This is a genomic window from Micromonospora sp. CPCC 205558, from assembly GCF_036902955.1.
Taxonomy (GTDB): domain Bacteria; phylum Actinomycetota; class Actinomycetes; order Mycobacteriales; family Micromonosporaceae; genus Micromonospora.
The window spans coordinates 1-26,216 of sequence record NZ_JBAKHR010000041.1; the positions used below are offsets into that span (position 1 = coordinate 1).

The window sequence follows — 26,216 nt, forward strand, 5'->3', positions numbered from 1 at the left end:
GGCATGACCGATCAGGCGCATCGCCGATCAAAGGCATGACCGATCAGGCGCATCGCCGATCAAGGGCATGACCGACCCAGCCGAGCTGATGATTCGTTTACGACATCAGCTCGATAGGGCGTCACACTCATCTGCCAGCCTCTGCGCGGAGTGTCGACGGAGGGCCGAGCGCCACCACGCGAGGACTCGGGGGTGACCGGCGCACGCCGGCACGGGCTCTGCTTCGAGCCCGCGTTCCGGAGGAACTGTCGCGGAGCGCCTCCACCCGAACGGCCAGGGGCTCAGCCGCCGGAGTCGTCCATCTCGGCGCCCTCGGGGACCGTGTCGTCGTCGCGGCTGGCCAGCCAGCCTTCTGGCAGGAAAACCTTGCCGGGCGAGTTGGTACGCCCGCGCGGCTGCCCGAGGGCGGTCACCGGGAACGGCTCCGCCGGGTCGAGCTTGCCGAGCAGGTCGTCGAGCTGGGCCAGGCTTTCGATCATCGCCAGCGAGCGGCGCAACTCGCCGCCGACCGGGAAGCCCTTGAGGTACCAGGCGACGTGCTTGCGGAAGTCGGTGCAGCCGTCCCGTTCGCCGCGGGCCGGGTTGCGCGCGCCGGCCGTGAACTGGTCGACCAGCAGCTCGGCGTGCCGGCGCATGGTTACCGCCACCTCGCCGAGGGTGGGCAGCCGCCGCTCGGGCCGACCGTTGAAGGCGGCCTCCAGGTCGGCGAAGAGCCACGGTCGGCCCAGGCAGCCGCGCCCGATGACCACGCCGTCGACGCCGGTGTGGGCCACCATGCGCAGCGCATCGTCGGCCTCCCAGATATCGCCGTTGCCGAGCACCGGCACGTCGAGGGCCTGCTTCAGGGTGGCGATCGCGTCCCAGTCGGCGGTGCCCGAGTAGCGCTGCGAGGCCGTCCGCCCGTGCAGGGCCACCGCCGCCACGCCGGCCTCCTGGGCGGCGAGCCCGGCTTCGACGTACGTCAGGTGGTCGTCGTCGATGCCCTTGCGCATCTTGACCGTGACCGGCACCCCGGACGGCGCCGCGGCAGCCACCGCGGCCCGCACCAGCCGCGCGAAGAGCCGGCGTCGCCACGGCAGCGCCGCGCCGCCGCCACGCCGGGTGACCTTGGGTACGGGGCAGCCGAAGTTGAGGTCGATGTGATCGGCCAGGTTGCGCTCGACGACGATCCGCACGGCGGCGGCGGTGATCTCCGGGTCGGTGCCGTAGAGCTGGAGGCTGCGAGGGTTCTCGTCGTCGCCGAACGCGATCATGCGCAGCGTCTTCGGGTTGCGCTCGACCAGCGCCCGAGTGGTGATCATCTCGCAGACGTAGATGCCGCCGCCCTGCTCCCGACAGAGCCGACGGAACCCGACGTTGGTGATCCCGGCCATCGGCGCGAGCACGACCGGCGGCCACACCTGATGCTGGCCGAGAGTCAGCGGGCGCAGCGCCGGCACGGTCGAGGCAGTCACCGGACAAGTGTACGGGGCCCCGACCGGCGCTCATCGCGTCGGCCGAGGCCCCGTGGGCGGAGTCTCAGCAGCCCGGAAGTCGCTCGATCAGGTAGCGCTCGACCTGGTCCAGGGAGACGCGCTCCTGGGCCATGGTGTCCCGGTTGCGCACCGTCACCGCGTTGTCGTCCAGGGTGTCGAAGTCGACAGTGACGCAGAACGGGGTGCCGATCTCGTCCTGCCGGCGGTAGCGGCGACCGATCGCCTGCGAGTCGTCGAACTCCACCACCCAGCGCTTGCGCAGCAGCGCGGCGAGGTCCTTCGCCTTGGGCGACAACGCCTCGTTGCGGGACAGCGGCAGCACCGCCACCTTGACCGGGGCGAGCCGCGGGTCGAACCGCATCACGGTGCGCTTGTCCACGCCGCCCTTGGTGTTCGGCGCCTCGTCCTCGTCGTACGCCTCCAGCAGGAAGGCGAGCACCGCGCGGGTCAGACCCGCCGCCGGCTCGATGACGTACGGCATCCAGCGCTCACTCTTGCTCTGGTCGAAGTACGACAGGTCGACGCCGGAGTGCTTGCTGTGCGTGGAGAGGTCGAAGTCGGTGCGGTTGGCGACCCCCTCCAGCTCGGCGAACTCGGTGCCGCCGAACTGGAAGCGGTACTCAATGTCCACCGTCCGCTTCGAGTAGTGCGACAGCTTCTCCTTGGGGTGCTCGTAGAGCCGCAGATTGTCCGCCGAGAGGCCGAGGTCGAGGTACCAGTTCCAGCGCTCCTGGAGCCAGTACTCATGCCACTGCTCGTCGGTGCCCGGCTCGACGAAGAACTCCATCTCCATCTGCTCGAACTCGCGGGTCCGGAAGATGAAGTTACCGGGGGTGATCTCGTTGCGGAACGACTTGCCGGTCTGCGCGATGCCGAACGGCGGCTTCTTGCGGGCGACCGTCTCGACGTTCTTGTAGTTGACGAAGATGCCCTGCGCGGTCTCCGGGCGCAGGTAGTGCAGCCCTTCGTCGCTCTCCACCGGGCCCAGGTAGGTCTTCATCAGGCCGTTGAACATCTTCGGCTCGGTGAAGGTGCCCTTGTTGCCGCAGTTGGGGCAGTTCAGCTCCGACAGTGAGGTCAGCGGCTTGCCGTGCTTCTCGGCGTACGCCTCCTCAAGGTGGTCCGCGCGGAACCGCTTGTGACAGAACTGGCACTCGGTGAGCGGGTCGACGAACTCGGCGATGTGGCCGGACGCCTCCCACACCTTGCGGGCCAGGATCACCGCGGAGTCCAGGCCCACGACGTCGTCGCGCTGCTGGACCATGGTCTTCCACCACTGCCGGCGGACGTTCTCCTTGAGCTCCACGCCGAGCGGGCCGTAGTCCCACGCCGATCGGGTGCCTCCGTAGATCTCACTGGAGGGAAAGACGAAGCCTCGGCGCTTGGCGAGGCTGACGACGGCGTCGATACGGTCGGCTGGCATGTTTCCTCCTACGCCGGCTGGCGGTCGGCGGGGGCGAGTGTGGATGGAACGGTCGGTTCGGGGACAACGGTACGACGATCGACCCCCCGAGCCCAGCAGAATACCGGGGGCGGGTCAGTTGACCTCGCAGACCTCCATGCCGCCGGTCTGCCCGTCCTGCCCGAGGCTGACCTGTTGCCGCTCCCGGTCGCCGCCGGCGAGCGTCACGTCGACCGGGACGGTCAGGTAGGTGGTGTCCACCTCGCCCACCCGGAACGCGGTCACCTGTGGTTCGGCAGCAGCGCGCCGCTCGAACTCCGGCCGGGACTCACGCCGCTGCGCGTCGTCGCAGAGCTGGTCGTACGCCCGCCCGTAGTTCCGCTCGACCAGCGCCTGGTAGTAGTCGCCGGTAACGGTGCGGCCCTGTTCCCGGATCGCCTGCACGCCGCTGACGGCCAGGCCGACGACGGCGGTGCCACCCCCGCCGCAGCAGAGCACCACGGCGAGAGCGCCGACGCCGAGGCCGATCCAGAGCCGGGTCCGGCGGCCCTCGGTGGGGGGCGCGGCGAACGGCGGAGCCACCCCGGGACCGGGTGGCGGGGCGGGTGCGGTCATAGGAGCAGCGTAGTGTCCGGCGGCTCAGCGGTAAGGACCCGCAGCCCGATCACTCTCGGCGATGATCACGGCCCCGCCGGGGGCGGCGGTGGCCAGCGCCTCGTAGGCGGAGGGCTCGTCGATGGACTCGGCGAGCAGCGGCACGGCGCTGACCTTGACCTCGAAGGCGCCGAGCGCCCGCCGGTAGGTGCCGACCGACTCCCATTCGGTGACCAGTGACCAGTGCCGGGGGTCGTCCAGCGCCCGGACCAGTTGGCCGCGCAGGTAGCCGGGCCGGGCGGCCAGCGCGGTGAGGGCGGCGTGCGCCCGTTCGGTGAAGTCGTCGGCGGTATCGACGTCGACCACGAACCGGTTGGTCACCAGCACCGGGGGTTCCTCCTCGTAGAGTCTGTGGGATGCAGCGTACGCAGCGCCCTCTGCTCGCCCGGTTGGCCGGGGCGAACCCGACGTCGGTGTTCCTGCTCACCCTGGTGGTGGTGCTGGTGGCGTTCTTCACGCCCGGGGTGATCGGCGGGCTGCTGACGCTCGCCCTCGCCGGGGTCCTGATCGCCCTGTTGGCGACGACCTGGGCGGTTCAGGCGCCACAGACCCGGCTGATCCGACTGGTGATGCTGACCCTGCTGGTGACGGTGGGCCTCGCGAAGCTCCTCTGACATGCAATCATGCGTTTTTGACAATCATTATCGTTGCCACGGACAGTTGGGGACATGACCAACCGCACCACGTACCGTGTCCTGGCCGCCGCGACCACCCTCCTCGCCCTGAGCGCCGGGGCCGGCTGCTCCACCGCCGGCGCCGGCGCCGACCCCGAGCGAGTCGACGTGGTGGCCGCGTTCTACCCCCTCCAGTTCCTCGCCGAGCGGATCGGCGGCGACGACGTCCGGGTGACCAACCTGGCCAAGCCCGGTGCGGAGCCGCACGACCTGGAACTCAACCCGAGCCAGGTCGGTGAGGTCAGCGACGCGGAGCTGATCGTCTACCTCAAGGGGTTCCAGCCGGCGGTGGACGACGCCGTGGCCCAGAACGGCGGCGACCGGGCGTTCGACGTGACCACCGTGCAGCCGCTGCTGGACGCGTCCGCCGGCGGGCACGACCACGAGGGCGAAGAGGGACACACCGAGGAGAGCGGCGGCAAGGACCCGCACGTCTGGCTCGACCCGACCCGGCTGGCCGGCATCGGCGATCAGCTCGCCGAGCGGCTCGGCAAGGCCGACCCGGACCACGCCGCCGACTACACCGCCCGGGCGGCGACCCTGCGCGCCGACCTGACGACCCTGGACAGTGAGTTCAAGCACGGTCTGGCGACCTGCCAGCGGCGGGAGATCGTGACCAGCCACGCCGCGTTCGGCTACCTCGCCGACCGCTACCAGCTCGACCAGGTCGGCATCACCGGGCTCAGCCCCGACGTCGAGCCCTCGCCGAAGCGCCTCGCGCACGTGATCGAGGAGGCGAAGGAGCACCAGGCCACCACCATCTTCTTCGAGACCCTGGTCAGCCCGAAGGTGGCCGAGACCATCGCCGGTCAGGTCGGCGCGCAGACCGCCGTGCTCGACCCGATCGAAGGGCTCGCCGCCGGCAGCAACGGGGACTACCTTTCGGTGATGCGCACCAACCTGCGGACCCTGCAGACGGCCTTGAGCTGCTCGTGACCTCACCTGTCATCACCGTCGAGCACGGGGTGGTCGGTTACGACGGCCGCCCCGTGCTCCGGGACATCTCGCTCACCGTGACCGCCGGCGAGGTGGTCGCGATTCTCGGCGCCAACGGCTCCGGCAAGTCCACCCTGATCCGCGCCGTGCTCGGGCTGGTGCCGATCAGCGCCGGCTCGGTCACCCTCTTCGACCGGCCGTTGCGCCGTTTCCGGCAGTGGGCGCGCATCGGGTACGTCCCGCAGCGCCTGGGCGCCGCCGGCGGCGTGCCGGCCACCGTCCGCGAGGTGGTGGCCTCCGGCCGGCTGGCCCGTCGAGGGGTGCTGCGTCCGCCGGGTCGGGCCGACCGGTCCGCCGTCGACGCGGCACTGCGCGCGGTCGGGCTCGCCGACCGGGCCGGTGACCCGGTCTCCACGCTCTCCGGCGGCCAGCAGCAGCGCACCCTGATCGCCCGCGCCCTGGCCGGCCAACCGGAACTGCTGGTTCTCGACGAGCCCACCGCCGGGGTGGACGCGGCCAGCCAGGAGGCGTTCGCCGGCGCGCTGCGCGACTTCGTCACCCGGGGCGGAACGGTGCTGCTCGTCGCCCACGAGCTGGGCCCGCTGCGCCCGGTGATCAGCCGGGCCGTCGTCGTCCACGAGGGTCGCATCGCTCACGACGGCGCGGTCCCGGACCCGGCCGGCCACCACGCGGAGCCCGACCACGACCACGTGCACCCGCACTGCTACGACGAGCCCGCCGGGCTGTGGAGCAACTGACCCATGGAACTCTTCCAGTACCCCTACATGCAGCGCGCCCTGATCGGCGCGCTGGTGATCGGCTTGGCCGCGCCGGCGCTCGGCATCTACCTGGTGCAGCGCCGGCTGGCGTTGATCGGCGATGGTGTGGGGCACGTGGCGTTGACCGGCGTCGGGGCAGGGCTGCTGCTCAACCGCTCACCGGTGCTGGTCGCGGTGATCGCCGCCACCATCGGCGCGATCGCCATCGAGATCGTCCGCGCCCGCGGGCGTACCTCCGGTGACCTGGCCCTGGCTCTGCTCTTCTACGGCGGCATCGCGGGCGGCGTACTCCTGGTCGGCCTCTCCGACGCGACCAGCGCGAACCTCAACGCCTACCTGTTCGGGTCGCTGACCACCATCTCGCCCGCCGACCTGACCACCATCGCGGTGCTCGGCGCGGCGATCCTGATCACGATGATCGCGTTGCGGCCGGCGCTCTTCGCGGTCAGTCACGACGAGGAGTACGCCCGCGTCTCCGGCCTCCCGGTCCGGACGCTGAACCTGCTGATCGCGGTCGCCACCGCGGTCACCGTGACCATCGCCATGCGGGCCGTCGGAGTGCTGCTGATCAGCGCGTTGATGGTGGTGCCGGTCGCCACCGCCCAGCAGATCACCCGGGGCTTCCGCAGCACGATGGCCGCCGCGATGGCGCTCGGGTTCTTCGCCGCCGGCTCGGGTGTCTGGGTGGCGGCCACGGCGGACACCGCGCCGGGCGCCTCGGTGGTGCTGGTGGCGATCGCCTCGTTCCTGGTGGTGGCCGTGGCGGGCGCTGTCTGGCGGGTGATGCGCCGTCGGACGACGCCGACCGCCGCGCCGACGCCGGAACCGCACGAGGTCGTGCTGAGCTGAGCCTGATCAGCGCGACGTCAGTGGTATTGGTTATCGTTGCAGGATGACCAGCGCGACGGGCTACGACGGGTTCGACGGGGCCAGCGAGCTGCTCCGCGCCCTGTCCGCTCCCATTCGGCTGGCCATCGTCAGTGAGCTGGCCGGCGGCGAGCGGTGCGTGCACGAGTTGGTGGAAAAGCTCGGCGCGGCCCAACCACTGGTCTCCCAACACCTGCGGGTGTTGCGCGGGGCGGGCGTGGTGCGCGGCTCCCGCCGAGGTCGGGAGATCGCCTACAGCCTGGTCGACGAGCACGTCGCGCACATCGTGGCGGACGCGGTCAGCCACGCCGGGGAGGGATCATGAGCGAGAGCGGCGCCGCCGTGCGCAACACCCGGCAGCGCTCAGCGGTGAGCGCGCTGCTGGGCGAGATGGAGGGCTTCCACAGCGCCCAGGACCTGCACGCGATGCTGCGGCAGCGCGGCGAGCGGGTCGGCCTGACCACCGTCTACCGCACCCTGCAAGGGCTCGCCGACGCGGGCGAGATCGACGTGATGCGTCCGCCGGGCGGCGAGCACCTCTACCGCCGGTGCAGCGAGGGGCACCACCACCACCTGGTCTGCCGGGTCTGCGGTCGTACGGTCGAGGTGGCCGGCCCGGCCGTGGAGAGCTGGGCCGACCGGGTCGCCGCGCAGCACGGCTATGCCGACGTCAGTCACACCCTGGAGATCTTCGGCACCTGCCCGACCTGCGTTCGTTGACTAGCCTGCCCTCGTGACAGATCTCGAGTTCGTGCCGGTCCGCCCGGTGGGCAGCGAAGAGACCCTGCTCGACTGGCAACACATCCACAATCTGATCATCCCCACCGATCCGCTGTCGGCCGACGAGATCGCGGTCCGCGCGCAGCGGAACATCCTTGAGGTCGCGTACGCCGACGGGGTGGCGGTGGGCTGCTCGACGGTACGACCCCCGACGTCCGACCCGGCGACCGTGATCGCACGAGTGCTGCCCGGAAAGCGTCGGCAGGGCTTCGGGCAGCAGCTCTACCATCGCGGGCTGGCCAAGGCCCGTGAGCTCGGCGCGCAGGTCATCCACACCGTCGTCCTGGCATCCAACGACGATGGCCTCCGGTTCGCCCGTCACCACGGCTTCGTCGAGATCGAGCGGTACGTCCTGCCGGGTGACACCGTTGCGTTCGTGGACCTACGGCTGGCCTGATCGACAACGCAGGCCACCGCCCTCCGACGGTGTCACCTGGCCGCCGATCGACGGGTGCCGGGTCAGCACCGTTCGTGGCACGCTGTCCGGCGTGAAGATCTATGCCGATCGGTTTCCGACCGCCGCCCGTCAGTTGCTCACCGACCTGCTCGTCGTCGCCTGGGTCTACGCGGCGATCCGGGGCGCGCTGTGGCTGCACGACCTGGTTGAGAAGCTCGCCGTACCGGGGCAGAAGCTGGAGGGCGCCGGCAGTGGCCTCGCCGACAACCTGGCCGACGCCGGCGGCAAGGTCCGCCGGATTCCGCTGGTCGGTGACGAGCTGACCGCGCCTTTCCGGCAGGCCGCCGACGCCGCCCGAGGGCTCGCCGACGCCGGCCGGGACCAGCAGCACCTGGTCGACCAACTCGCGCTCGCCCTCACCATCGCAGTGCTGATCTTCCCGCTCGGCCTGGTGCTCTTCGGTTGGCTGCCGCTGCGGGTGCGCTGGATGCGCCGCGCCGGGTCGGCCGCGAAACTGGCTGCCGGGCCGGCCGGCCGGGACCTGCTCGCCCTGCGCGCATTGGCCACCCAGCCGCTGGGTCGGCTGACCCGGATCGCGCCGGACGTGGCCGAGGCGTGGCGGCGCGGCGACGACGCCACCGTCGACGCGCTGGCCGCGTTGGAGCTGCGCCAACTGGGGCTGCGCGGCCGGGGCCGCTAAGGTCTTCGGGTGTTCTACTTCCTCGTCGTCATCGCCGTCCTGCTGCTCGGCTACGCCGCCGTCCTGGTCTCCTTCGTACGCCGGGGCAAGAAGATCCCACCCGCGGCGTACCTGGCGCTGGCCGGGCTCAACGGCCTGATCCTGGCGGGCGTGCTGGCCTGGGCGGTCTCCCGCTGATCGACGCCGCCGCCGCCCCGCGCGGCGGCCAGCCTGCCCGGCGGGGCTTACGGCTTCGGTGGGATGCGGCGGCGGACGTCCTCGGCGGCGGACGGGCCCGGCGTCCAGCGGGCCACCCAGGGCAGCTCCTCGGTCGGGGTGAGCACGCCCTCCTCCAGGCCCGCGTAGCGGCCGGCGAGGATGCGCTTCGCGGCGGCGGTGTCGACCGAGTCGGTGTTGTCCCAGAGTGCGGCGAACAGGGCGTCCACCCGCACCCGCGCCTGCCGGCAGAACAGGTCGGCCAGCTCGACGTTCTCCGGGCGGCTGTCCCGTTCGGCGGTGGCGCGGACGCAGACTGCGGACATCGCGAACAACTCGGCGCCGATGTCCACCACTCGGCCGAGGAACGCCTGCTTACGCTCCATCTTTCCCTGCCAACGAGACATCGCGTAGAACGTCGACCGGGCCAGCTTGCGCGACGAACGCTCCACCTGGCGCAGGTGCGCGGCGAGCGGGGCGAACTCGGCGTACGCCGAAGGACTCTGCCCTCGACCCACGGCGAGGGTGGGTAGCCACCTCGCGTAGAAGGCACCCGCTCGCGCGCCGGCTCGGGCCTTGCGGCCCAGCCCCGCGTCCGGGTCGATGATGTCGCCGGCCACCGACAGGTGGGCGTCGACCGCCTCCCGGGCGATCAGCAGGTGCATGATCTCGGTGGAGCCCTCGAAGATCCGGTTGATCCGCAGGTCGCGCAGCATCTGCTCGACGGCGGCCGGGCGTTCGCCGCGGGCGGCCAGCGAGTCGGCCGTCTCGTAGCCGCGCCCACCCCGGATCTGGATCAGCTCGTCGGCGATCTTCCAGGCCATCTCGCTGGCGTACAGCTTGACCAGCGCCGCTTCGATCCGGATGTCGTTACGGTCGTCGTCGGCGAGCAGGCAGCAGAGGTCGAGCATGGTCTCCATGCCGTACGTGGTGGCGGCGATGAAGGACAGCTTCTGCGCGACCGCCTCGTGCTCACCCACCGGCCGCCCCCACTGGACCCGGTCGGCAGCCCAGCCTCGGGCCACGTTCAACGCCCACTTGCCCGCGCCCACGCACATCGCCGGCAGCGAGAGCCGACCGGTGTTCAGGGTGGTCAGGGCGATCTTCAGCCCTTTGCCCTCGCCGCCGATGATGTTCTCGGCGGGGACGAACACGTCGTGGAAGCGGGTCAGGCTGTTCTCCAGGCCGCGTAGGCCGATGAACTCGTTGCGCCGCTCGACAGTGATGCCCGGGCTGTCGCCGTCCACCACGAACGCGGTGATGCCGCCGCGACGCCCCTCGGTGGCCGGCACCCGGGCCATCACCACCAGCAGGGTGGCCACGATGCCGTTGGTGGCCCAGAGCTTCACCCCGTTGAGCCGGTAACCCGTGCCGTCCTCGGTCGGCTCGGCGATGGTGCCCAGGCGGGCCGGGTCGGAGCCCACGTCGGGCTCGGTGAGCAGGAACGCGGACACCTCACCGGCGGCGAGCCGGGGCAGGAAGCGTTGCTTCTGCTCGGCGGTGCCGAACATCTTCAGCGGCTGCGGCACGCCGATCGACTGGTGTGCCGAGAGCAGCGCGCCGATGGCCGGGCTGACCGAACCGGCCAGCATGAGCGCCCGGCAGTAGTGCAGGTTGCTCAGCCCGAGACCGCCGTACTTCCGGTCGATCTTCATGCCGAACGCGCCGAGGTCGGCCAGGCCGTGGAACACCGAGTCGGGTATGGCTGCGTCCCGTTCGATGGCGGCACCGTCCACCTCGGACGTCAGGAAGGCGCGGAACCGACCAAGGAACTCCTCCGCGCGAGCCACGTCGTCCGGATCGGATCGGGGCCACGGGTCGATCAGGTCGAGCCGGAACCGGCCGAGGAACAACTCCTTACCGAAGCTGGGTCGGTCCCAGGTGGATTCGCGGGCGGCCTCGGCGACCTGCCGGGCCTCCTTCTCGGAGACCTGCCCGGCCTCCGTCGGCAAGGGCGCGGCCACGCCACCGGCGCTCGGAGCGGGCTCGGAGTCGGGGCCGTCCGGTGCCGGTCGGCCGTTCTGCGTCGTGGTCACGGCTGCCCCCTCGAAGCTCGATGCGGCTACCGCCACGCTACCCCCGGTTGTTACCCAGGGGTAGCGCTGCGTGAAGATCGTGGCGGTCAGCGGCCGATGGTCGTGTCCGGGTCGTCGTCATCATCGTCGATGTCTTCGTCACCCCAGTTGCGCCGCGCGAACGGCAGCGCCACCCAGAAGGTGAGGAACCAGAGCCCGGCCAGGGCGCTGAGCACGAACGCGATCGGCCGGTCCAGCACGAAGTCGGTGATCAGCAGCACGGCGCTGACCATCGCGATCAGCATGAAGGCGAGGCCACCGGTCGCCATCCGGTGCGCGAAGCGGACCAGCTCCGGCTTTCGGCCCTGCCGGAACAGCGCCCGGTGGAACGCCACCGGCGAGATGATCAGTGCGGTGGCGGCGGCCGCCGCCAGCAACGCCACGATGTAGACGTCCCGCTGGAACTCCGTGGTCTCGGTGAACCCGTTACTGAACGGCAGGGTGAGCAGGAAGGCGAAGAGGATCTGCACGCCGGTCTGGGCGACCCGCAACTCCTGCAGCAGATCAGCGAAATTGCGCTGCCAGCGCTGCTTCTCGGTCTCCTTGGACACGCGCTACCTCCGGTGAGACGCTACTGCCGGCGGTCCCGGCCGCCGGCAGCAACGCCAATGCCCCACCCGGCCGAGCGCGAAACAGGTTCACGGCATCGGCCGCTCATCTCGTGGCGGCGTCAGGATCCGCGTCGGATGCGGCCCGCGTACCGAGCTTCCAGCTCATTGTTGTGTGCGTCGCCGTCCGGGATGTTCGCCGACAGGTAGACCGGGGGCCGCTCCCCCGCCGCCAGCAACCGCGCCACCACCTCGACGGTCACCTGCTGGGCCAGCAGCGCCGCGGTTATCGAGGAGACCGCACCGACCGCGCCACCGCCGGGCAGCGGCAGCGTCGCGTCGCCGTACGGAGCGCCGTTGTCGAGCACCACGTCGGCGATGTCGCCCAACTTGCGCCCGGACGGGTGCCGTGAGGTCATCCGGCCGGAGTGCTGCGCCGAGGTGATCGCCACCAGCCCGTGACCGCGCTCCTTCACCAGGGTGGCGAACTCCACCATCGCGCCGTTGACCCCGGAGTTCGAGGCGAGCACGAAGACGTCGGTGGGGCGCACCGGGGCCAGCTCGTAGAGGCGGTGTGCGACAGCCGGGTCCCGTTCCAGCAGCGGGCCGAGCCGTTCGGCCGGCTCGCCGCCGAGCAGCACCAGGTCGCGGAGCGCGATCCGGTTGGTCGGCACCAGGCCGCCCGCCCGGCCGGCGATCTCCATCGCAAGGGCCTCCGAGTGCCCGGTGCCGAACGCGTGCACCACGCCGTCGGCTCGAACGGCCTCGGCGATCAGGTCGGCGGCCCGCCCCACCGCCTCCCGCTGACTGGCAGCCACCCGGCCGATCGTCTCGGTCACCACGGCCAGGTAGTCCTCGGCACTCACCGTCATACGTCCTCCGTCGTTTCGATTGCGGGCCAGCCAGCGAACCGCGACGTCGACCGCCGCCGTCCGTCGTCACCTCGGCCCTCCCCCGCTGACCCGCACGGCTCAGGCCGTTCCGCCGGCTCAGACCGTTCCGCCGGCTCGGGCCAGGATCGCCTCGGCGAGTGGGGCCGGTGCCGCGTCCGGGATCCAGTGACTCACCCCGGCCAGCTGCACGAAGCGGTACTCCCCGGTGACGTTCGCCGCGCACGCCTCGGCGGCGGTCCGGCCGATGGCGACGTCCCGGTCACTCCAGACGTACGTGGTGGGCACCGCGACCGGGTCGACGTCGGCCAGGTCGGCGCGGGACATCGCCCGGTACCAGTTCAGCGCGGCCGTGAGCGCCCCCGGCTCGCGCATCGGGTCGGCGTAACGGTTCACCCGGGACGGGTCGCCCACCCCGCCGAGCAGCTTGCGCAGGGCGGTTGCGTGCCACGCCAGCAGCACCTTCTCCGCCTTGTCCGGCTTACGGAACAGCGCCATGTACGACGAGCGTGCCTTCTGTTGGGCGTCGGTGCTCAGGGCGTGCGCCATGGCCGCCGGATGCGGCACGGACACCGCGGTCAGCGTGTGGACACGGTCGGGGTGCCGGGCGGCAACCGCCCAGGCCACGACCGCGCCCCAGTCGTGACCGACCAGGTGTACGGCGTCCAGCCCGAGCGCGTCGAGCACCGCCACCACGTCGGTAACGAGTTCGGGGATCCGGTAGTCGGCCACCGCCGTCGGCCGGGCGCCGGGCGAGTAGCCGCGCTGGTCCAGCGCGTACGTGCGCAGCCCACCCGCGTGCAGCCTCGGCACCACGTCGTCCCACTCACCACTGTGTTGAGGGAAACCGTGCAGCAGCAGGACGGGTACGCCGTCCGCCGGACCGCCGACGGTCACCTCGAACGTGAAGCCTCGCGCGTCAACCCGCATGATCGGAAGCGTACCCAGCCGGCGGTCGGCCGGTCGCTCCCGCAGGTCAGGCGGATGCCCTGCTGGGCCCGCGACCCTGGTCGGTGTTAGCGTCAGCGAGACAACTTCATATCCGACAGGGGAGCGCACAGCGCTGAGAGTGCGGGCACGCCCGCAGACCCTCGAACCTGATCTGGGTAATGCCAGCGCAGGGAGTTCGGTCGACCTCCAGCCGCGCCGCAGTCCGGTGCCACCGGACGCGGCGTGCGTCTTCTCCTGGTTCTCTTCACTTGAACTGGGAGCAAATCATGGACAACACCACCAACCGTTGGCGCACCATCGACATCGTGGTCGCCTCGGTGATCGCGGTCGCCTTCGGCGTCATCTTCTGGGCCTGGGGCCTGGTCTGGAGCGCCACCGAGGGCGCGTTCGCCTTCTTCCCGCCGGCGCAGACGCTGCTCTACGGCGTCTGGCTGATGCCGGCGGTGATCGGTGGGCTGGTCATCCGCAAGCCCGGCGCCGCGCTCTACTGCGAGACCGTGGCCGCGGTCCTGTCCGCGCTGCTGGGCAGCCAGTGGGCCGGCACGGTGATCCCGCAGGGCATCGTGCAGGGCATCGGCGCCGAGCTGGCCTTCGCCGCCTTCCGGTACCGGTCGTTCCGGCTGCCGACCGCCGTGTTCGCGGGCGCGCTGACCGGCCTCAGCGCCGCGCTGTTCGACTTCTTCGTGTGGAACGTCGACTACGCGCTGACCGACTACCGCATCCCGTACGCGCTGCTCACCATCGTCAGCGCCACCGTGATCGCCGGTTTCGGCGGCTGGCTGCTGACGAAGGCCCTGGCCAACACCGGCGTCCTGGACCGCTTCCCAGCAGGCCGAAACCGAGCCCTGGTCTAACCCCCACCCAACGGTGTTGATCAAGAGGTTTGCGTCAGCAAATCGGCTTCCGCTGACGCAAACCTCTTGATCAACGAGGTGGGCAGGGGCTGGGAGGGCCGGGAGGGGTGGGGTTGTGGGTGGGGTACTGCTGCGGGGGTTCGGGTGGCGGCACGCCGGGCGGCGCGCATGGGCGGTGCGCGGGGTCGACCTGAGGGTTGAGGCCGGAGAGCGGGTTTTGCTGCTCGGGCCCTCGGGAGCCGGCAAGAGCACCCTGCTCAGCGCATTGGCCGGGCTGCTTCCCGACGACTCCGGCGAGCAGGAGGGCACCGTCGAGATCGACGGACTCGACCCGCGCAAGGGCCGGGAACGGGTCGGCATCGTCTTCCAGGACCCGGAAACCCAACTGGTGATGGCGCGCTGCGGCGACGACGTGGCGTTCGGGCTGGAAAACCGGGGAGTGCCGGCCGACGAGATCTGGCCTCGGGTTGACGAGGCGCTGCACCGGGTCGGCTTCCCATACTCCCGGGACCGCCACACCGCGGCCCTCTCCGGCGGCGAGCAGCAACGCCTCGCCCTGGCCGGCGCGCTGGCCCTGCGCCCCGCACTGCTGCTCCTCGACGAACCGACCGCCAACCTCGACCCGGCCGGGGCCGACCTGGTCCGACAGGCGGTGGCCGGCGCGCTGGACGCCGACACCACGCTGATCCTGGTCGAGCACCGGGTCGCCGAGGCGTTACCACTTGTCGACCGGGTGGTCGTCCTGGAACCGGGTGGCGGCGTCCGCGCGGACGGCACACCCGAGGCGGTCTTCGCCGCCCACGGTGCCGCCCTGGCCGCCGAGGGGGTCTGGGTGCCTGGTCACCCCATCGCGCCCCGGGCCGCCACCACCGGGCCCGGGGACCTGTTGCTCACCGCCGACCGGCTCGGCCTGCCACCCCGGCTGGGCTGCACCGATCTGGCGGTACGCGCCGGTGAAGCACTCGCCGTACGCGGACCGAACGGGGCCGGCAAGTCCACCCTGGCGTTGCTGCTCGGCGGTCTGCTCCGGCCGAGGTCCGGGCGGGTCACCGCGTCCGCCGAGCTGGCCGGCCCGGACCACCGCACTCCCCCGCACCGGTGGCGAGCCCCCGCGCTGGCCCGGCGGATCGGGTCGGTCTTCCAGGATCCGGAGCACCAGTTCGTCACCAGCACGGTCTTCGACGAGCTGGCGCTCGGCCCGCGCCGCACCGGCCAACCCGAGGCGGCGGTCAAGGAGACCGTGGCCGGGCTGCTGGAACGGCTGCGGCTGGCCCGGCTCGCCGCCGCCAACCCGTACACCCTCTCGGGTGGTGAGGCGCGACGGCTGAGCGTCGCGACCGCCCTGGCCACCGCGCCACGCCTGCTGATCTGCGACGAACCCACCTTCGGCCAGGACCGACGGACCTGGCGGGAGCTGGTCGACCTCTTCGCCGACCTGCGCGACGCCGGGCACGGCGTGGTCACGGTCACCCACGACGCGGACTTCGTCGCCGCGCTCGCCGACCGCACCGTCACCCTGCACCGCGCCCCGGACGACGACCGATGATCAGCATCGAGCCGGTCGCCGCTCCGGACGCGCCGTTGGCCCGCCGCAACCCGGTGGCGAAGGTCGCCGCCGCACTGGTCTTCTCGTTCACCCTGCTGGCGACCCTGGACCCGGTGGCGCCAGCGATCGCCATCGCCCTCGAACTGGCCGTCCTGCCGCTGTTCGGCATCCGTTACCGGGTGCTGGCCCGACGGGCCTGGCCACTGCTGCTCAGTGCCGCCGGCATCCTGGTCACCCTGGTGCTGTTCGCCGCCGACCGGTCCGGCCGGGTCCTGCTGGACGCGGGGCCGGTGCTGGTGAGCACCGGCGTGCTGCTCACCGCGCTCGGCCTGGTGCTGCGGGTGTTCGCGGTAGCACTGCCCGGCGTGATCGTCTTCGCGACCACCGACCCCACCGACCTGGCCGACGCGTTGATCCAGAACGCGAAGGCGCCGGCCCGGTTCGCCATCGGGGCGCTGGCCGCGTTCCGGCTGGTGCCGCTGCTCGGCCAGGAATGGCAGATGATCAGCATGGCTCGGCGCGCGCGGGGCGTCGACGCGGGACGCAACCCCGTGGCGAAGCTGCGGCTCTTCACCTCCACCGCGTTCGCGCTGCTGGTGGGGGCAATCCGTCGAGGCACCCGGCTGGCCGTGGCAATGGACGCGCGTGGCTTCGACGCCGGCACCCCCCGTACCCTCGCCCGCCGGCAGCACTTCACCCGCGCCGACGCGCTCCTCATCGCCGGAGCCGTCGTACTCGCCGCGGCAGCCCTGACCACGAGCATCCTCCTAGGCACCTTCCGCCCCCTGATCAGCTAAACCCACCCCACCCCGCCCCCTGCCCGCTGCCGCCCCGCCCCCGCCCCCGCCCCGCCCCTGCCCCGCCCCGCCCCGCCCCTGCCCCGCCGATCTTGCGGTTTCTGTCGTTGATTCGACCCGATATGCCCGTGATGGGACGACAGAAAGCGCAAGATCGCGGGGGCGAGGGCGAGGGCGAGGGCGAGGGCGGGGGCGGGGCGGGTGGGGTGGGCGGTCAGCTGCGGCGGAAGGCGTAGCGGCGGGCCTGGCCGGCCTGCTGGCTGCGGCCGCCGCCGGAGCGGTTGCCGCCGCCCTGTGGCGGGCCGGCCGTCGGTGCCTTCGGTCGCCCGGTCGGCTTCGGCAGATCGCCCATCGTCGGCGCGTCGACTACTGCCGGCACGTCGACCGGCGGCGGCACGTCGACTACTGCCAGCACGTCGACCGGCGGCGGCACGTCGACTACCGCCGACGCGTCGACAGGCGGCGGCACGTCGACTGCCACCGGCACGTCGACCGGCGGCGGCACCTCGTCCAGGACCGCCGCCGGCAACGCCGGCTCGCCAAACACCGCTGGCAGGGCCGGCTCCACCAGCACCGTCGGCAGGGCCGGTTCGACCGCGAGGTCGAGGGCCGGGCGGGTGGGTGGGAGCGGGCCGTTGCCGACCGCCGGGTCGACGCCGAGCGGCGTCGTTCTCGGGGTACGGGTCTTCTTCGGGTTACGCCTGGCAGGCATCCGGGCCTCCTTCAGAGCCGACCGGCACGGCCGGTCCCGCGCTGCGGCGGTCGGTCGGATCGGCTGGTGACCGCCGTCGCGCGACGGTCGAATGGGGAAGGGACTGCTCACCGGGGCCAGGCAGGGCCGTCGCCGCCGATCGGCGGGAAGGGGATGCGGGACGCCCGGGAGCGCACGGACCGCGACGCGGGATGGCGGGCCGGCTCGGAAGTAGGGCGTCAGTTACGCATGTCCGCAGCCTAACCACCGCCCGACTGCCACGCATCCGTTTTTACTGGCACGATCGGCACATGCTGATCGCGTTCTCGATCACCCCGCTCGGCGGTGACGACTCCGTGGGTGACCTGGTCGCCGAGGCGGTTCGGGTGGTCCGTGCGTCCGGCCTGCCCAACCGGACCGATGCCATGTTCACCACAGTCGAGGGCGAGTGGGACGAGGTGATGGCGGTGGTGAAGCAGGCGGTCGACGTCGTCGCCGCGCGGGCGCCCCGGGTGAGTGTGGTGCTCAAGGCCGACGTCCGGCCCGGAGTCACCGACGCGCTCACCGGGAAGATCGCCCGAATCGAAGCCCGTCTTGCCGAAGGCTGACGCGCGGAGCGCGGAATGACGAAACGTTTCCCTGCGCGGGGCACACCGACCAGTGCCGACAGCCCGCGCCGCCAGCGGCAACGCCCACATCACGTGCAGTAACGGGACGCCCGTCACTGGTCCGTATCGGCTCACATCACGGTAAGTTTCCAAACGCAGATAGTGGTGTGACGAGAGGTGGCGGCACGAATGGCTGATCAGGCGAGGGCACAAATCGGGGTGACCGGGCTGGCGGTGATGGGTCGCAATGTGGCCCGCAACCTGGCCCGCAACGGCTTCACGGTGGCAGTGCACAACCGCTCGCCGGAGCGCACCCGCAGCCTGGTCGCCGAGCACGGCGACGAGGGCACGTTCGTGCCGGGCGAGACGATGGCCGATTTCGTGGCGTCACTGGAACGGCCCCGCGCGGTCATCGTCATGGTCAAGGCCGGCGCACCCACCGACGCGGTGATCGACGAGTTGGTGCCGCTTCTCGACGAGGGCGACATCATCGTCGACTGTGGCAACGCCCACTTCGCCGACACCCGCCGTCGGGAGGAGGCGCTGCGGGCCCAGGGGCTGCACTTCAGCGGCACCGGCGTCTCCGGCGGCGAGGAGGGCGCGCTGCGCGGGCCGAGCATCATGCCGGGCGGCTCCGCCGAGTCGTACGCGAAGCTCGGGCCGATGTTCGAGAAGATCGCCGCTCAGGTGGACGGCGTGCCGTGCTGCACGCACGTCGGGCCGGACGGCGCCGGGCACTTCGTCAAGATGGTGCACAACGGCATCGAGTACGCCGACATGCAGCTCATCGCCGAGGCGTACGACCTGCTGCGGGCCGGCCTGGACGCGACGCCGGCCGAGATCGCGGAGATCTTCCGTGAGTGGAACAACGGCGAGCTGGAGTCGTTCCTCATCGAGATCACCGCCGACGTGCTCGCGCACACCGACGCGGCGACCGGCCGGTCTTTCGTGGACATCGTGCAGGACCGGGCCGAGCAGAAGGGCACCGGTCGGTGGACCGTGCAGAGCGCCCTGGACCTGGGCATCCCGATCACGGGGATCGCCGAGGCGACGTTCGCCCGCTCGCTCTCCGGGCACGTCGACCAGCGTGAGGCGGCCCGCCGGGCGTTCCCCGACGCGGGTGAGAAGTGGCAGGTCACCGACCGGGAGACCTTCGTCGAGGACGTTCGTCGGGCGCTGCTCGCTTCCAAGATCGTCGCGTACGCGCAGGGCTTCGACCACATCCGTGCGGGCAGCCAGGAATACAACTGGGACATCGATCTCGGCGGCACCGCGACGATCTGGCGGGGCGGCTGCATCATCCGGGCCCGCTTCCTCAACCGGATCCGCGAGGCGTACGACGAGCAGCCCGACCTGCCGACGCTGCTGGTGGCGCCGTACTTCGCCGAGGCGGTCAGCGCCGGCGTGCCGAGTTGGCGGCGGGTGGTGGCCGACGCCACGCGGGCCGGTGTGCCGACGCCCGCGTTCTCGTCGTCGCTGGCGTACTTCGACGCGTTGCGCGCGGAGCGGCTGCCCGCCGCGCTGATCCAGGGTCTGCGGGACAACTTCGGCGCGCACACCTACCAGCGGGTGGACCGCGACGGCTCGTTCCACACCACCTGGGCCGGCGACCGCACCGAGTCCCCGGCGTAAACAAACCCACGGCCCACGGCCCACGGCCCACGGCATGATCGTGCTCGATCCCTGATGTAGTGGTCTCCCCGATGAAGGGAGGCCACTACATCAGTGTTCGAGCACGATCATGGGAGACGGCGCAGCACCGGAGACGCAACACGGCAGAGGCACAGCACGGCAGGCACAGCACGGCAGGCACAGCACGGCAGACGGCACAGCACGGCAGACGGCACAGCACGGCAGACGGCACAGCACGGCAGACGGCACAGCACGGCAGACGGCGCATGCGCGGCACCCGTCAGTTGATCGTCGCGTGCATCTCCCAGACGAGGATCTCGGCCGGTTCGTCGGCGGTGACCCGCCGGCCACCGGTCATGGTGAGCCGGGCGGCGTCGCCAGTGCCGAGTGGGCCGCTGCCCTCCAGTGTCACCGTGCCGTTGGGCACGTAGAGGTGCACGTAGGGCGCATCGGGGATGGTGACCTCGTCGCCGGGGGCGAGACGGGCGGCGTGCAGGGTCGCGTACCGGTTGCGGATCCGGATCGCGGACGCGCCGTCGTAGCGGTCCATCCCGGAGGCGATCGGCACCAGACCGCCGCGGAGCAGCTCGTCCTCGATCTCCAGCTGCTCGTAGCCGGGGTCGACGCCCTGCTCGTCGGGGAGCACCCACATCTGCACGAAGTGCACCGGGTCGCTGTGCGGCTCCTGGTTGTTGAGCCGCCAGGCGTCGTTCTTCTCCGAGTGCAGGATGCCGGTGCCGGCGCTCATCCGCTGGGCCAGACCCGGGTAGATCACCCCGGAGTGCCCGGTGGAGTCCTGGTGCACCAGCGAACCGCGCAGCACCCAGGTCACGATCTCCATGTCCTGGTGCGGGTGGGTCTCGAAGCCGGCCCCCGGTCGGACCACGTCGTCGTTGTTGACCAGCAGCAGGCCGTGGTGGGTGTTGGCCGGGTCGTAGTGCCGGGAGAACGAGAAGGAGTGCTTGGAGTCCAGCCAGGAGATCCGGGTGGCGAAGCGATCATCGGCCCGGCGGATGTCGACCGTGGGCGCGGGCGCGGTCACCAGGCACGCTGCCCGGCGTCGGGGGTCGACGGCGCCCAACCCAGGGCGGGCTCGCCGACGGCCAGTTCGGCGATCTCACCGGTGCGCAGCTGCGGTGTGTGGCCGAACTCGGCGCAGTGTTGCTCGGCGATCTCGGCACAGATCTCGGCCACCTGCTCGCAGATCGGGTCGCCCAGATCGGCGGCGTTCAACGCCATGATCATCTTGAATCGGAGATCCCGCATTTCCACCCCCACCGCCGTCGCCCCACCACCTCCGGACCCTACCCGCCGCCCTTCCGCAGCACCCCGAAACGACCGCACCCACCCCAACCCACCCATGCGTATCCCACCCCCGATCAAGGGCTGACCCCGACCGCGCGGCCCACCCGCCCTGCGGCCCACCCCAGCCGTTCGCCCTGCCCTGCTCTGCCCAGCCCTGCTCTGCCCAGCCCTGCTCTGCCCAGCCCTGCTCAGGCCACTCCATGATCGACTGGGTCAGGGCGGGGCGAGGGCGAGGCGAGGGCAAGGCGAGGGCGAGGCGAGGGCGAGGCGAGGGCGAGGCGAGGGCGAGGCGAGGGCGAGGCGAGGGCGGGGGCGAGCGGGGCAGGCGTGGGGAGCCCACGGGTAGGCAGGATGAACGGCCGGCGGGGAGCGCGCGAGGTGGAGTGGGTGGGGACGCAACGGCGCCGCCCGCACGGGATGCGGACGGCGCCGGGGACAGGGGATTTGGTCAGAAGAGGCGGCGGCGCTTGGCCTTCTGCGGACGGATCAGGTCCGCACCCCTGGTCAGCAGCCGGGTCGTCCCGGAGGGACCACGCCGGGCCTCCAGGGTGTGGCTGAGTCGGCGGGCACCGGCCGCGGCCAACGGCACCGCGACCGCCATCACCGCCCACTGGGCAATGCGCTTCTGGATCATGTGGGTTCACCTCCGTCAGTGGCTCCTGACGTCTCTGATACCCAGAGTGACGTGCGGGTAAGCGCGTCGGCTCAGATAGCCGGGGCGACGGGGTTGGGCAGCGCGCCGCCGAAGCGTCGGTCCCGCTGTGCGTACAACTCGCACGCATACCAGAGGTGGCGGCGGTCGAAGTCGGGCCAGAGCGTGTCCAGGAAGACCAACTCCGCGTACGCGGTCTGCCAGAGCAGGAAGTTGGAGATCCGCTCCTCCCCCGAGGGGCGCAGGAACAGATCCACCTCCGGGATCTCCGGGTGGTAGAGGTACTTCGCCACGGTCTTTTCGGTGACCTTCGCGGGGTCCAGCCGGCCGGCCGCCACGTCCCGGGCGATCGCGGCGGCGGCGTCACCGATCTCGGCCTGCCCGCCGTAGTTCACGCAGAACTGCAGGGTCAACGTCGAGTTGTCGCGGGACATCTCCTCGGCGGTCTGCAACTCCGAGATGACACTCTTCCACAGCCGACCGGGCCGGCCCGACCACACCACCCGTACGCCGAGGTCGACCAGTTGGTCACGACGGCGACGGATCACATCCCGGTTGAACCCCATCAGGAACCGGACCTCGTCCGGCGAACGCCGCCAGTTCTCGGTGGAGAACGCGTACGCCGACAGGTACGGAATGCCCATCTCGATGGCGCCCTCGATGGTGTCGAAGAGGCTGTGCTCCCCCGCCTCGTGCCCCTTGGTGCGGGGCAGCCCGCGGTCCTTGGCCCAGCGGCCGTTGCCGTCCATCACCACCGCCACGTGCCTCGGCACCGCCTCGGTGGGCAGCGCCGGAGGTCGGGCCCCGGACGGGTGTGGCACCGGTGGCGTCGGCTCGCGCCGACCAGCCTTCTTCGATCGGATCACTCGGTCACTCCCTGTTCGCGCCGTCCGCCCCGGCCTCGACGTCGCCATGTGGCCGGAGCACCACGGCCCCGGTGCCTTCCGGCGGCGAGGCCGCACCGGCCGCCGAGGAACCCCGGTCGACCAGCGGCAGCGAGCGTAGCGCGCGCTCCAGGTGCCACTGCAGGTGAGCCGCGACCAGCCCACTGCATTCCCGACGTACGGCGGCGTCGGTGGCGTCGGCGATCACCCAGTCGCCGCTGGTCAGCGCTGACATCAGATCGATTGTGGCCGGCGCGGGATGAGCCGCCCCTGGTGGCCGACAATCCGGACAGACCGCGCCGCCGGCCGGCACCGAGAACGCCCTGTGCCGCCCGGGTGTGCCGCAGACCGCGCAGGCGACCAGCGCCGGCGCCCAGCCGGCCAGGGACATCCCGCGCAGCAGGTACGCGTCGAGCACCAGGGTGGTGGCGTGCTCGCCCCGGGACAGCGCCTTCAGCGCGCCGACGGTGAGCTGGAACAGTCGCAGCGACGGCTCCCGCTCCACCGGCGTCAGCCGCTCGGCGGTCTCGGCGATCGCGCTGGCCGCCGTGTAGCGCGGGTAGTCACCCAGGAACCGTTTGCCGTACAGGTCGATGCCCTCGACCTGGCTGACGGTGTGCAGTGAGCTGCCGTGGTTGCCCTTCGGGTCACCGGCGAGTTGGAGGTCGACGTGGCCGAACGGCTCCAGCCGCGCGCCGAACTTGCTGGTGGTGCGGCGGATCCCGCGGGCCACCGCGCGCAGCCGGCCGTGCCGGCGGGTGAGCAGGGTGATGATCCGGTCGGACTCGCCGAGCTTCTGCACACGCAGCACCACCGCGTCGTCGCGGTAGAGCTGTCGGCGATACCCGGCCATCGGGCCATTCTCCCTCGGGGTGGGAAATCAGGGTTGGTTCGGGGTGCAAGCGCGGATGAACCCCGATGCGGCCGGCTCGTGCTCGACCGTAGCGTGCTGGTCATGGCACTGCACCTGACCACCACCCCGCGCCGCCGTCGCGTCGCCGCCCCCGTCGCCCTGGGGCTCGCCGCCACCCTCATCGTGCTCTCCGGGTGCGACAACCTGTCGTTCCGCCGGCTCGACTACGACAACACCGAGGCGGTCCGGATCACCACGGTCCGACTCTCCGGGGGTTCGGGCGACGTGGTGGTCCGCGGCACCGGCCCGGCGTCCGAGGTGCGGATCAAGCGGGTGGTGCGCTACCAGGGCGGTGAACCGGACAACACCCGGTACGAGATCAAGGGCACCGAGCTGGTGCTGGACACCGACTGCGGCTCGCGGTGCAGCATCTCCTACGAGGTGACGGTGCCCGAGGGCGTGGCGGTGCAGGGCGAGACCAGCTCCGGCAACGTCGAGCTGAGCCGGGTCGGCACCGTGGAGCTGCAGGTGAGCTCGGGCGACGTGCGGATCTCCGATGTGTCGGGCGCGGTCGGGGTGGAGGCCCGCTCCGGCAACATCGAGCTGAACGAGGCCGCCGCCGCGGTACGGCTGCGCGCCTCGTCCGGTGACATCACCGCACGCCGGCTGGGCGGCACCGTCGACGCCGAGGCCCGCTCCGGCAATGTCCACGTCGAGCTGGACCAGCCCGCCTCGGCGCGGGTCCACGCCTCCAGCGGCGACGTCACGCTGCTGGTGCCCCAGGGCAGTTACCGGGTCCGGTCCAACGCCGACTCCGGCGACGAGTCCATCACTGTCACCAACAATCCGGCCGCGTCCCTGGTGCTCGACGGTTCGGCCGACAGCGGCAACGTCACGATCAGCGAGCGTTGATCTCGGCGCTGGCCTCCCCGGCGACCCGCTGCGCCGGCACCACCGCTCGTCCCGCGGTCTCCCCGTCCGCCGCTTCGCCGCCCGGCTGGACCGCCACGTCGGTCGGTGGCACCGAGCCACCGGGGATCAGCTCCGGGCGGCGACGGGCGGCGACGTCCTCAACCCAGCCGACGGCCAGGGTGACCAACCCGACGAGCGCGAAGACCAGCAGCACTCGGATGGCCAGGCCCACCGGGTCCTGGTGGGACCAGCCCACCACGTCGACCAGCGGAGTGAGCGCCACCACGAACGGCATGTGCCAGAGGTAGACGGTGAGCGCCCGCCGGTTGAGCACGGTCACCGCCCGGTCGGCCAGTCGGCTCCGGCTCAGCCAGGCAACCCCGGCTGGTGCCCGACCCAGCACGATCAGGATGAAGGCGGCCGACCAGAGGGCGTTGCCCAGGTGGTTGTCGTTCAGGTCGTAACCGCGCGGCCCGGGATGCGCGATGATCCAGGCACCGCCGGCCGCGGCGAGGGCGAGGGCCAACGGGAACAGCACCCGGCTGGAGAGTCGGCGCAGCATTCCGTCGTGGTGGGCGAAGCCGAGCAGCCACGCTCCGAAGTAGAGCCCGAACTCGCGCAGCATCGGTGGCGCCGGGTAGATCCCCACCTCGATCGTCACCAGCAGGAGGTACGGGGCGAGCAGGGTCGGCAGCGGGGCACGCCGGAACAGCCAGAACGCCACCGGTGAGGCGAACACGAACCACAGGTAGTCGCGCAGGTACCAGATGACGCTCAGCGCCAGCGCACCCCAGTTGTTGGCCGGCGGGTCGGCGATCGGGAACAGCCACAGCAGCACCCGGGGGCTCACCGGCAGCCCGGTGAACAGCATGGCCGGCACGAACACCACCGCGGCCACCCACAGCGACGGCAGCAGCCGACGCAGCCGACGCCCGACCGCAGCCGGTCCGGCGCGGGTCAGCGACGCGGCCATCAGCGAGCCCGCCAGCGCGAACATCACCGACATTGCGGGGAAGACGAGGGTGAGGGTCGCCCACCCGGTGACGTGGTAGACCACCACTCGCACGATGGCCAGGGAACGGAGGAGGTCGAGGTACCTGTTACGCATCAGCCTGCATCTGGGTTGGGGACGCTGGGCATAAACGTACCTACCCTGGCGCACACCCCCACCAAACGGCCCCACCTCGACCGGACGTGGACACCCTTCGCCGCCCGACCGAAGGCGATCGCGCCGCCGGTCGGGCACCGCCGACGAGGTGGGTCAGAAGCCGAGCTTGCGCAGTTGCCTCGGGTCGCGCTGCCAATCCTTCGCGACCCGCACGTGCAGGTCGAGGTAGACCCGGCTGCCGAGCAGCTCCTCGATCTGCTTGCGGGCGGTGGTGCCGACCTCCTTGAGTCGACTCGCCTTGTGCCCGAGCACGATGGCCTTCTGGCTGGGCCGCTCCACGTACAGGTCGGCGTAGATCTTCATGACCTGACCCTCGGGGATCATCTCCTCCACCACCACGGCGATGGAGTGCGGCAGCTCGTCGCGGACCCCCTCCAGGGCGGCCTCCCGGATCAGCTCTGCGACCAGCACCTGCTCGGGATCGTCGGTGAGCATGTCGTCCGGGTAGAGCTGCGGCGACGGCGGCAGGTAACTGGTCATCACGTCGACAAGGGTGTCCACCTGGTGCCCGGACACCGCGCTCACCGGCACGATCTCGGCGAACTCCCCCATCTTGCTGACCGCGAGCAGCTGCTCCGCCAGGCGACGCTTGTCGACCAGGTCGGTCTTGGTGACCACCGCCAGCACGGTCGCCTTCAGCTCGGCCAGCTCACCGGTGATGAACCGGTCACCGCGCCCCACCGGCTCGTCGGCCGGAATGCACAGGCCGATCACGTCGACCTCGGTCCAGGTGGACCGGACCAGGTCGTTGAGACGTTCGCCGAGCAGCGTACGGGGGCGGTGCAGGCCGGGCGTGTCCACGAGGACCAGCTGCGACTCCGGTCGGTGCAGCACCGCCCGGATGACGTGCCGGGTGGTCTGCGGCTTGTTCGAGGTGATGGCGATCTTGGTGCCGACGATGGCGTTGGTCAGCGTCGACTTGCCGGCGTTGGGACGGCCGACGAAGCAGCCGAACCCGGCCCGGTACGGTCGCGCCTGCGGATCCTGCACC

31 protein-coding genes and 1 riboswitch are annotated in these 26,216 nt (G+C 71.4%); of the genes, 15 read left to right on the top strand and 16 right to left on the bottom strand.

Going from position 1 to position 26,216, the window contains the following annotated elements; all coding sequences use genetic code 11:
• Positions 1–281: 281 nt before the first annotated feature.
• The 4 genes from dusB to V6U86_RS30310 all read right to left on the bottom strand — a co-directional run bounded on the left by dusB (position 282) and on the right by V6U86_RS30310 (position 3,858).
• Positions 282–1,454, bottom strand: coding sequence for a tRNA dihydrouridine synthase DusB (gene dusB / locus V6U86_RS30295; protein WP_334509327.1), 1,173 nt, complete (start codon positions 1,452–1,454; stop codon positions 282–284).
• Between the two features lie 64 nt (positions 1,455–1,518).
• On the bottom strand, positions 1,519–2,898 hold the full coding sequence (locus V6U86_RS30300) for a glycine--tRNA ligase (protein WP_334509329.1): 1,380 nt from the start codon (positions 2,896–2,898) through the stop codon (positions 1,519–1,521).
• A 114-nt stretch (positions 2,899–3,012) separates the two neighbouring features.
• Positions 3,013–3,492 (bottom strand): hypothetical protein, encoded by a 480-nt coding sequence (locus V6U86_RS30305; protein ID WP_334509332.1) that lies wholly within the window; start codon positions 3,490–3,492, stop codon positions 3,013–3,015.
• A gap of 24 nt (positions 3,493–3,516) precedes the next feature.
• Positions 3,517–3,858 carry an antibiotic biosynthesis monooxygenase family protein gene (locus V6U86_RS30310; protein ID WP_334509335.1) on the bottom strand — a complete coding sequence of 114 codons (342 nt, stop codon included), beginning with the start codon at positions 3,856–3,858 and terminating at the stop codon, positions 3,517–3,519.
• A 29-nt stretch (positions 3,859–3,887) separates the two neighbouring features.
• On the opposite strand from V6U86_RS30310, the gene V6U86_RS30315 reads away from it, so the two are divergent.
• From V6U86_RS30315 to V6U86_RS30355, 9 genes are all read left to right on the top strand, one after another.
• On the top strand, positions 3,888–4,145 hold the full coding sequence (locus V6U86_RS30315) for a hypothetical protein (RefSeq protein WP_030338196.1): 258 nt from the start codon (positions 3,888–3,890) through the stop codon (positions 4,143–4,145).
• 54 nt (positions 4,146–4,199) lie between these two features.
• On the top strand, positions 4,200–5,141 hold the full coding sequence (locus tag V6U86_RS30320) for a metal ABC transporter substrate-binding protein (protein WP_334509339.1): 942 nt from the start codon (positions 4,200–4,202) through the stop codon (positions 5,139–5,141).
• Positions 5,138–5,899 carry a metal ABC transporter ATP-binding protein gene (locus V6U86_RS30325; protein WP_334509341.1) on the top strand — a complete coding sequence of 254 codons (762 nt, stop codon included), beginning with the start codon at positions 5,138–5,140 and terminating at the stop codon, positions 5,897–5,899. The genes V6U86_RS30320 and V6U86_RS30325 overlap by 4 nt, the downstream gene beginning before the upstream one ends.
• Positions 5,900–5,902: 3 nt before the next feature.
• Positions 5,903–6,769 carry a metal ABC transporter permease gene (locus V6U86_RS30330; RefSeq protein ID WP_334509343.1) on the top strand — a complete coding sequence of 289 codons (867 nt, stop codon included), beginning with the start codon at positions 5,903–5,905 and terminating at the stop codon, positions 6,767–6,769.
• Positions 6,770–6,812: 43 nt separating this feature from the next.
• The gene (locus V6U86_RS30335) at positions 6,813–7,112 is read left to right on the top strand and encodes an ArsR/SmtB family transcription factor (protein ID WP_030338189.1); all 300 of its coding nucleotides are present in this window, start codon (positions 6,813–6,815) and stop codon (positions 7,110–7,112) included.
• Positions 7,109–7,507, top strand: coding sequence for a Fur family transcriptional regulator (locus V6U86_RS30340; RefSeq protein WP_334509346.1), 399 nt, complete (start codon positions 7,109–7,111; stop codon positions 7,505–7,507). The genes V6U86_RS30335 and V6U86_RS30340 overlap by 4 nt, the downstream gene beginning before the upstream one ends.
• A gap of 13 nt (positions 7,508–7,520) precedes the next feature.
• Complete coding sequence (locus tag V6U86_RS30345) at positions 7,521–7,964, top strand: GNAT family N-acetyltransferase (protein WP_334509348.1); 444 nt, start codon at positions 7,521–7,523, stop codon at positions 7,962–7,964.
• A gap of 91 nt (positions 7,965–8,055) precedes the next feature.
• The gene (locus V6U86_RS30350; RefSeq protein ID WP_334509350.1) at positions 8,056–8,664 is read left to right on the top strand and encodes a hypothetical protein; all 609 of its coding nucleotides are present in this window, start codon (positions 8,056–8,058) and stop codon (positions 8,662–8,664) included.
• Positions 8,665–8,673: 9 nt separating this feature from the next.
• On the top strand, positions 8,674–8,841 hold the full coding sequence (locus V6U86_RS30355; protein ID WP_167337361.1) for a hypothetical protein: 168 nt from the start codon (positions 8,674–8,676) through the stop codon (positions 8,839–8,841).
• A gap of 47 nt (positions 8,842–8,888) precedes the next feature.
• Here V6U86_RS30355 and V6U86_RS30360 read toward each other — a convergent pair whose 3' ends face one another.
• From V6U86_RS30360 to V6U86_RS30375, 4 genes are all read right to left on the bottom strand, one after another.
• Entirely contained in the window at positions 8,889–10,895 is a 2,007-nt protein-coding gene (locus tag V6U86_RS30360; RefSeq protein WP_334509353.1) for an acyl-CoA dehydrogenase family protein, read from the bottom strand.
• Positions 10,896–10,981: 86 nt separating this feature from the next.
• Positions 10,982–11,485, bottom strand: coding sequence for a DUF6328 family protein (locus tag V6U86_RS30365; RefSeq protein ID WP_334509355.1), 504 nt, complete (start codon positions 11,483–11,485; stop codon positions 10,982–10,984).
• 119 nt (positions 11,486–11,604) lie between these two features.
• Positions 11,605–12,354 (bottom strand): SIS domain-containing protein, encoded by a 750-nt coding sequence (locus tag V6U86_RS30370; RefSeq protein WP_334509358.1) that lies wholly within the window; start codon positions 12,352–12,354, stop codon positions 11,605–11,607.
• A gap of 117 nt (positions 12,355–12,471) precedes the next feature.
• A complete protein-coding gene (locus tag V6U86_RS30375; protein WP_334509360.1) occupies positions 12,472–13,302 on the bottom strand; it encodes an alpha/beta fold hydrolase in 831 nt (276 codons plus the stop codon).
• Positions 13,303–13,409: 107 nt separating this feature from the next.
• Positions 13,410–13,514, top strand: a riboswitch (TPP riboswitch).
• Positions 13,515–13,589: 75 nt separating this feature from the next.
• Here V6U86_RS30375 and V6U86_RS30380 point away from each other — a divergent pair.
• From V6U86_RS30380 to V6U86_RS30390, 3 genes are all read left to right on the top strand, one after another.
• On the top strand, positions 13,590–14,177 hold the full coding sequence (locus tag V6U86_RS30380; protein WP_442935033.1) for an ECF transporter S component: 588 nt from the start codon (positions 13,590–13,592) through the stop codon (positions 14,175–14,177).
• Positions 14,178–14,292: 115 nt separating this feature from the next.
• Complete coding sequence (locus V6U86_RS30385; protein WP_334509362.1) at positions 14,293–15,723, top strand: ABC transporter ATP-binding protein; 1,431 nt, start codon at positions 14,293–14,295, stop codon at positions 15,721–15,723.
• Entirely contained in the window at positions 15,720–16,520 is an 801-nt protein-coding gene (locus V6U86_RS30390; RefSeq protein WP_334509364.1) for an energy-coupling factor transporter transmembrane component T family protein, read from the top strand. The genes V6U86_RS30385 and V6U86_RS30390 overlap by 4 nt, the downstream gene beginning before the upstream one ends.
• Before the next feature lie 214 nt (positions 16,521–16,734).
• Here V6U86_RS30390 and V6U86_RS30395 read toward each other — a convergent pair whose 3' ends face one another.
• Positions 16,735–17,232 (bottom strand): hypothetical protein, encoded by a 498-nt coding sequence (locus tag V6U86_RS30395; protein ID WP_334509367.1) that lies wholly within the window; start codon positions 17,230–17,232, stop codon positions 16,735–16,737.
• Positions 17,233–17,522: 290 nt separating this feature from the next.
• Between V6U86_RS30395 and V6U86_RS30400 the strand changes: the two genes are divergently transcribed.
• Entirely contained in the window at positions 17,523–17,819 is a 297-nt protein-coding gene (locus tag V6U86_RS30400) for a thiamine-binding protein (protein ID WP_196919265.1), read from the top strand.
• A 189-nt stretch (positions 17,820–18,008) separates the two neighbouring features.
• Complete coding sequence (gene gndA / locus V6U86_RS30405) at positions 18,009–19,451, top strand: NADP-dependent phosphogluconate dehydrogenase (RefSeq protein ID WP_334509372.1); 1,443 nt, start codon at positions 18,009–18,011, stop codon at positions 19,449–19,451.
• A 280-nt stretch (positions 19,452–19,731) separates the two neighbouring features.
• Here gndA and V6U86_RS30410 read toward each other — a convergent pair whose 3' ends face one another.
• From V6U86_RS30410 to recO, 5 genes are all read right to left on the bottom strand, one after another.
• Entirely contained in the window at positions 19,732–20,493 is a 762-nt protein-coding gene (locus V6U86_RS30410; protein WP_334509374.1) for a pirin family protein, read from the bottom strand.
• Positions 20,490–20,717, bottom strand: a complete 228-nt coding sequence (locus tag V6U86_RS30415) for a thioredoxin reductase (RefSeq protein WP_334509376.1) — start codon at positions 20,715–20,717, stop codon at positions 20,490–20,492. Before V6U86_RS30415 ends, V6U86_RS30410 begins: the two co-directional genes overlap by 4 nt.
• Positions 20,718–21,204: 487 nt before the next feature.
• The gene (locus V6U86_RS30420; RefSeq protein WP_334509377.1) at positions 21,205–21,390 is read right to left on the bottom strand and encodes a hypothetical protein; all 186 of its coding nucleotides are present in this window, start codon (positions 21,388–21,390) and stop codon (positions 21,205–21,207) included.
• Positions 21,391–21,461: 71 nt separating this feature from the next.
• Positions 21,462–22,274 carry an isoprenyl transferase gene (locus V6U86_RS30425; protein WP_334509379.1) on the bottom strand — a complete coding sequence of 271 codons (813 nt, stop codon included), beginning with the start codon at positions 22,272–22,274 and terminating at the stop codon, positions 21,462–21,464.
• A gap of 4 nt (positions 22,275–22,278) precedes the next feature.
• A complete protein-coding gene (gene recO / locus V6U86_RS30430; RefSeq protein WP_334509381.1) occupies positions 22,279–23,145 on the bottom strand; it encodes a DNA repair protein RecO in 867 nt (288 codons plus the stop codon).
• Positions 23,146–23,247: 102 nt separating this feature from the next.
• Between recO and V6U86_RS30435 the strand changes: the two genes are divergently transcribed.
• Positions 23,248–24,057 carry a DUF4097 family beta strand repeat-containing protein gene (locus V6U86_RS30435; protein ID WP_334509384.1) on the top strand — a complete coding sequence of 270 codons (810 nt, stop codon included), beginning with the start codon at positions 23,248–23,250 and terminating at the stop codon, positions 24,055–24,057.
• Here the strand turns inward: V6U86_RS30435 and V6U86_RS30440 are convergent.
• Positions 24,044–25,165 (bottom strand): acyltransferase family protein, encoded by a 1,122-nt coding sequence (locus V6U86_RS30440; RefSeq protein ID WP_334509386.1) that lies wholly within the window; start codon positions 25,163–25,165, stop codon positions 24,044–24,046. The two genes, V6U86_RS30435 and V6U86_RS30440, sit on opposite strands and share 14 nt — an antisense overlap.
• Positions 25,166–25,318: 153 nt before the next feature.
• Positions 25,319–26,215, bottom strand: a complete 897-nt coding sequence (gene era, locus V6U86_RS30445; protein WP_442935034.1) for a GTPase Era — start codon at positions 26,213–26,215, stop codon at positions 25,319–25,321.
• Between the last annotated feature and the right edge of the window lies 1 nt (position 26,216).

Coding starts and splice junctions, on each gene's coding strand:
- V6U86_RS30375 (WP_334509360.1), bottom strand. CDS start 13,302: ATGCGGGTTGACGCGCGAGGCTTCACGTTCGAGGTGACCGTCGGCGGT.
- V6U86_RS30370 (WP_334509358.1), bottom strand. CDS start 12,354: ATGACGGTGAGTGCCGAGGACTACCTGGCCGTGGTGACCGAGACGATC.
- V6U86_RS30435 (WP_334509384.1), top strand. CDS start 23,248: ATGGCACTGCACCTGACCACCACCCCGCGCCGCCGTCGCGTCGCCGCC.
- V6U86_RS30335 (WP_030338189.1), top strand. CDS start 6,813: ATGACCAGCGCGACGGGCTACGACGGGTTCGACGGGGCCAGCGAGCTG.
- V6U86_RS30420 (WP_334509377.1), bottom strand. CDS start 21,390: ATGATCCAGAAGCGCATTGCCCAGTGGGCGGTGATGGCGGTCGCGGTG.
- V6U86_RS30330 (WP_334509343.1), top strand. CDS start 5,903: ATGGAACTCTTCCAGTACCCCTACATGCAGCGCGCCCTGATCGGCGCG.
- V6U86_RS30395 (WP_334509367.1), bottom strand. CDS start 17,232: ATGCCTGCCAGGCGTAACCCGAAGAAGACCCGTACCCCGAGAACGACG.
- gndA (WP_334509372.1), top strand. CDS start 18,009: ATGGCTGATCAGGCGAGGGCACAAATCGGGGTGACCGGGCTGGCGGTG.
- V6U86_RS30340 (WP_334509346.1), top strand. CDS start 7,109: ATGAGCGAGAGCGGCGCCGCCGTGCGCAACACCCGGCAGCGCTCAGCG.
- V6U86_RS30415 (WP_334509376.1), bottom strand. CDS start 20,717: ATGCGGGATCTCCGATTCAAGATGATCATGGCGTTGAACGCCGCCGAT.
- recO (WP_334509381.1), bottom strand. CDS start 23,145: ATGGCCGGGTATCGCCGACAGCTCTACCGCGACGACGCGGTGGTGCTG.
- V6U86_RS30390 (WP_334509364.1), top strand. CDS start 15,720: ATGATCAGCATCGAGCCGGTCGCCGCTCCGGACGCGCCGTTGGCCCGC.
- V6U86_RS30320 (WP_334509339.1), top strand. CDS start 4,200: ATGACCAACCGCACCACGTACCGTGTCCTGGCCGCCGCGACCACCCTC.
- V6U86_RS30380 (WP_442935033.1), top strand. CDS start 13,590: ATGGACAACACCACCAACCGTTGGCGCACCATCGACATCGTGGTCGCC.
- V6U86_RS30400 (WP_196919265.1), top strand. CDS start 17,523: ATGCTGATCGCGTTCTCGATCACCCCGCTCGGCGGTGACGACTCCGTG.
- V6U86_RS30305 (WP_334509332.1), bottom strand. CDS start 3,492: ATGACCGCACCCGCCCCGCCACCCGGTCCCGGGGTGGCTCCGCCGTTC.
- V6U86_RS30315 (WP_030338196.1), top strand. CDS start 3,888: ATGCAGCGTACGCAGCGCCCTCTGCTCGCCCGGTTGGCCGGGGCGAAC.
- V6U86_RS30440 (WP_334509386.1), bottom strand. CDS start 25,165: ATGCGTAACAGGTACCTCGACCTCCTCCGTTCCCTGGCCATCGTGCGA.
- V6U86_RS30300 (WP_334509329.1), bottom strand. CDS start 2,898: ATGCCAGCCGACCGTATCGACGCCGTCGTCAGCCTCGCCAAGCGCCGA.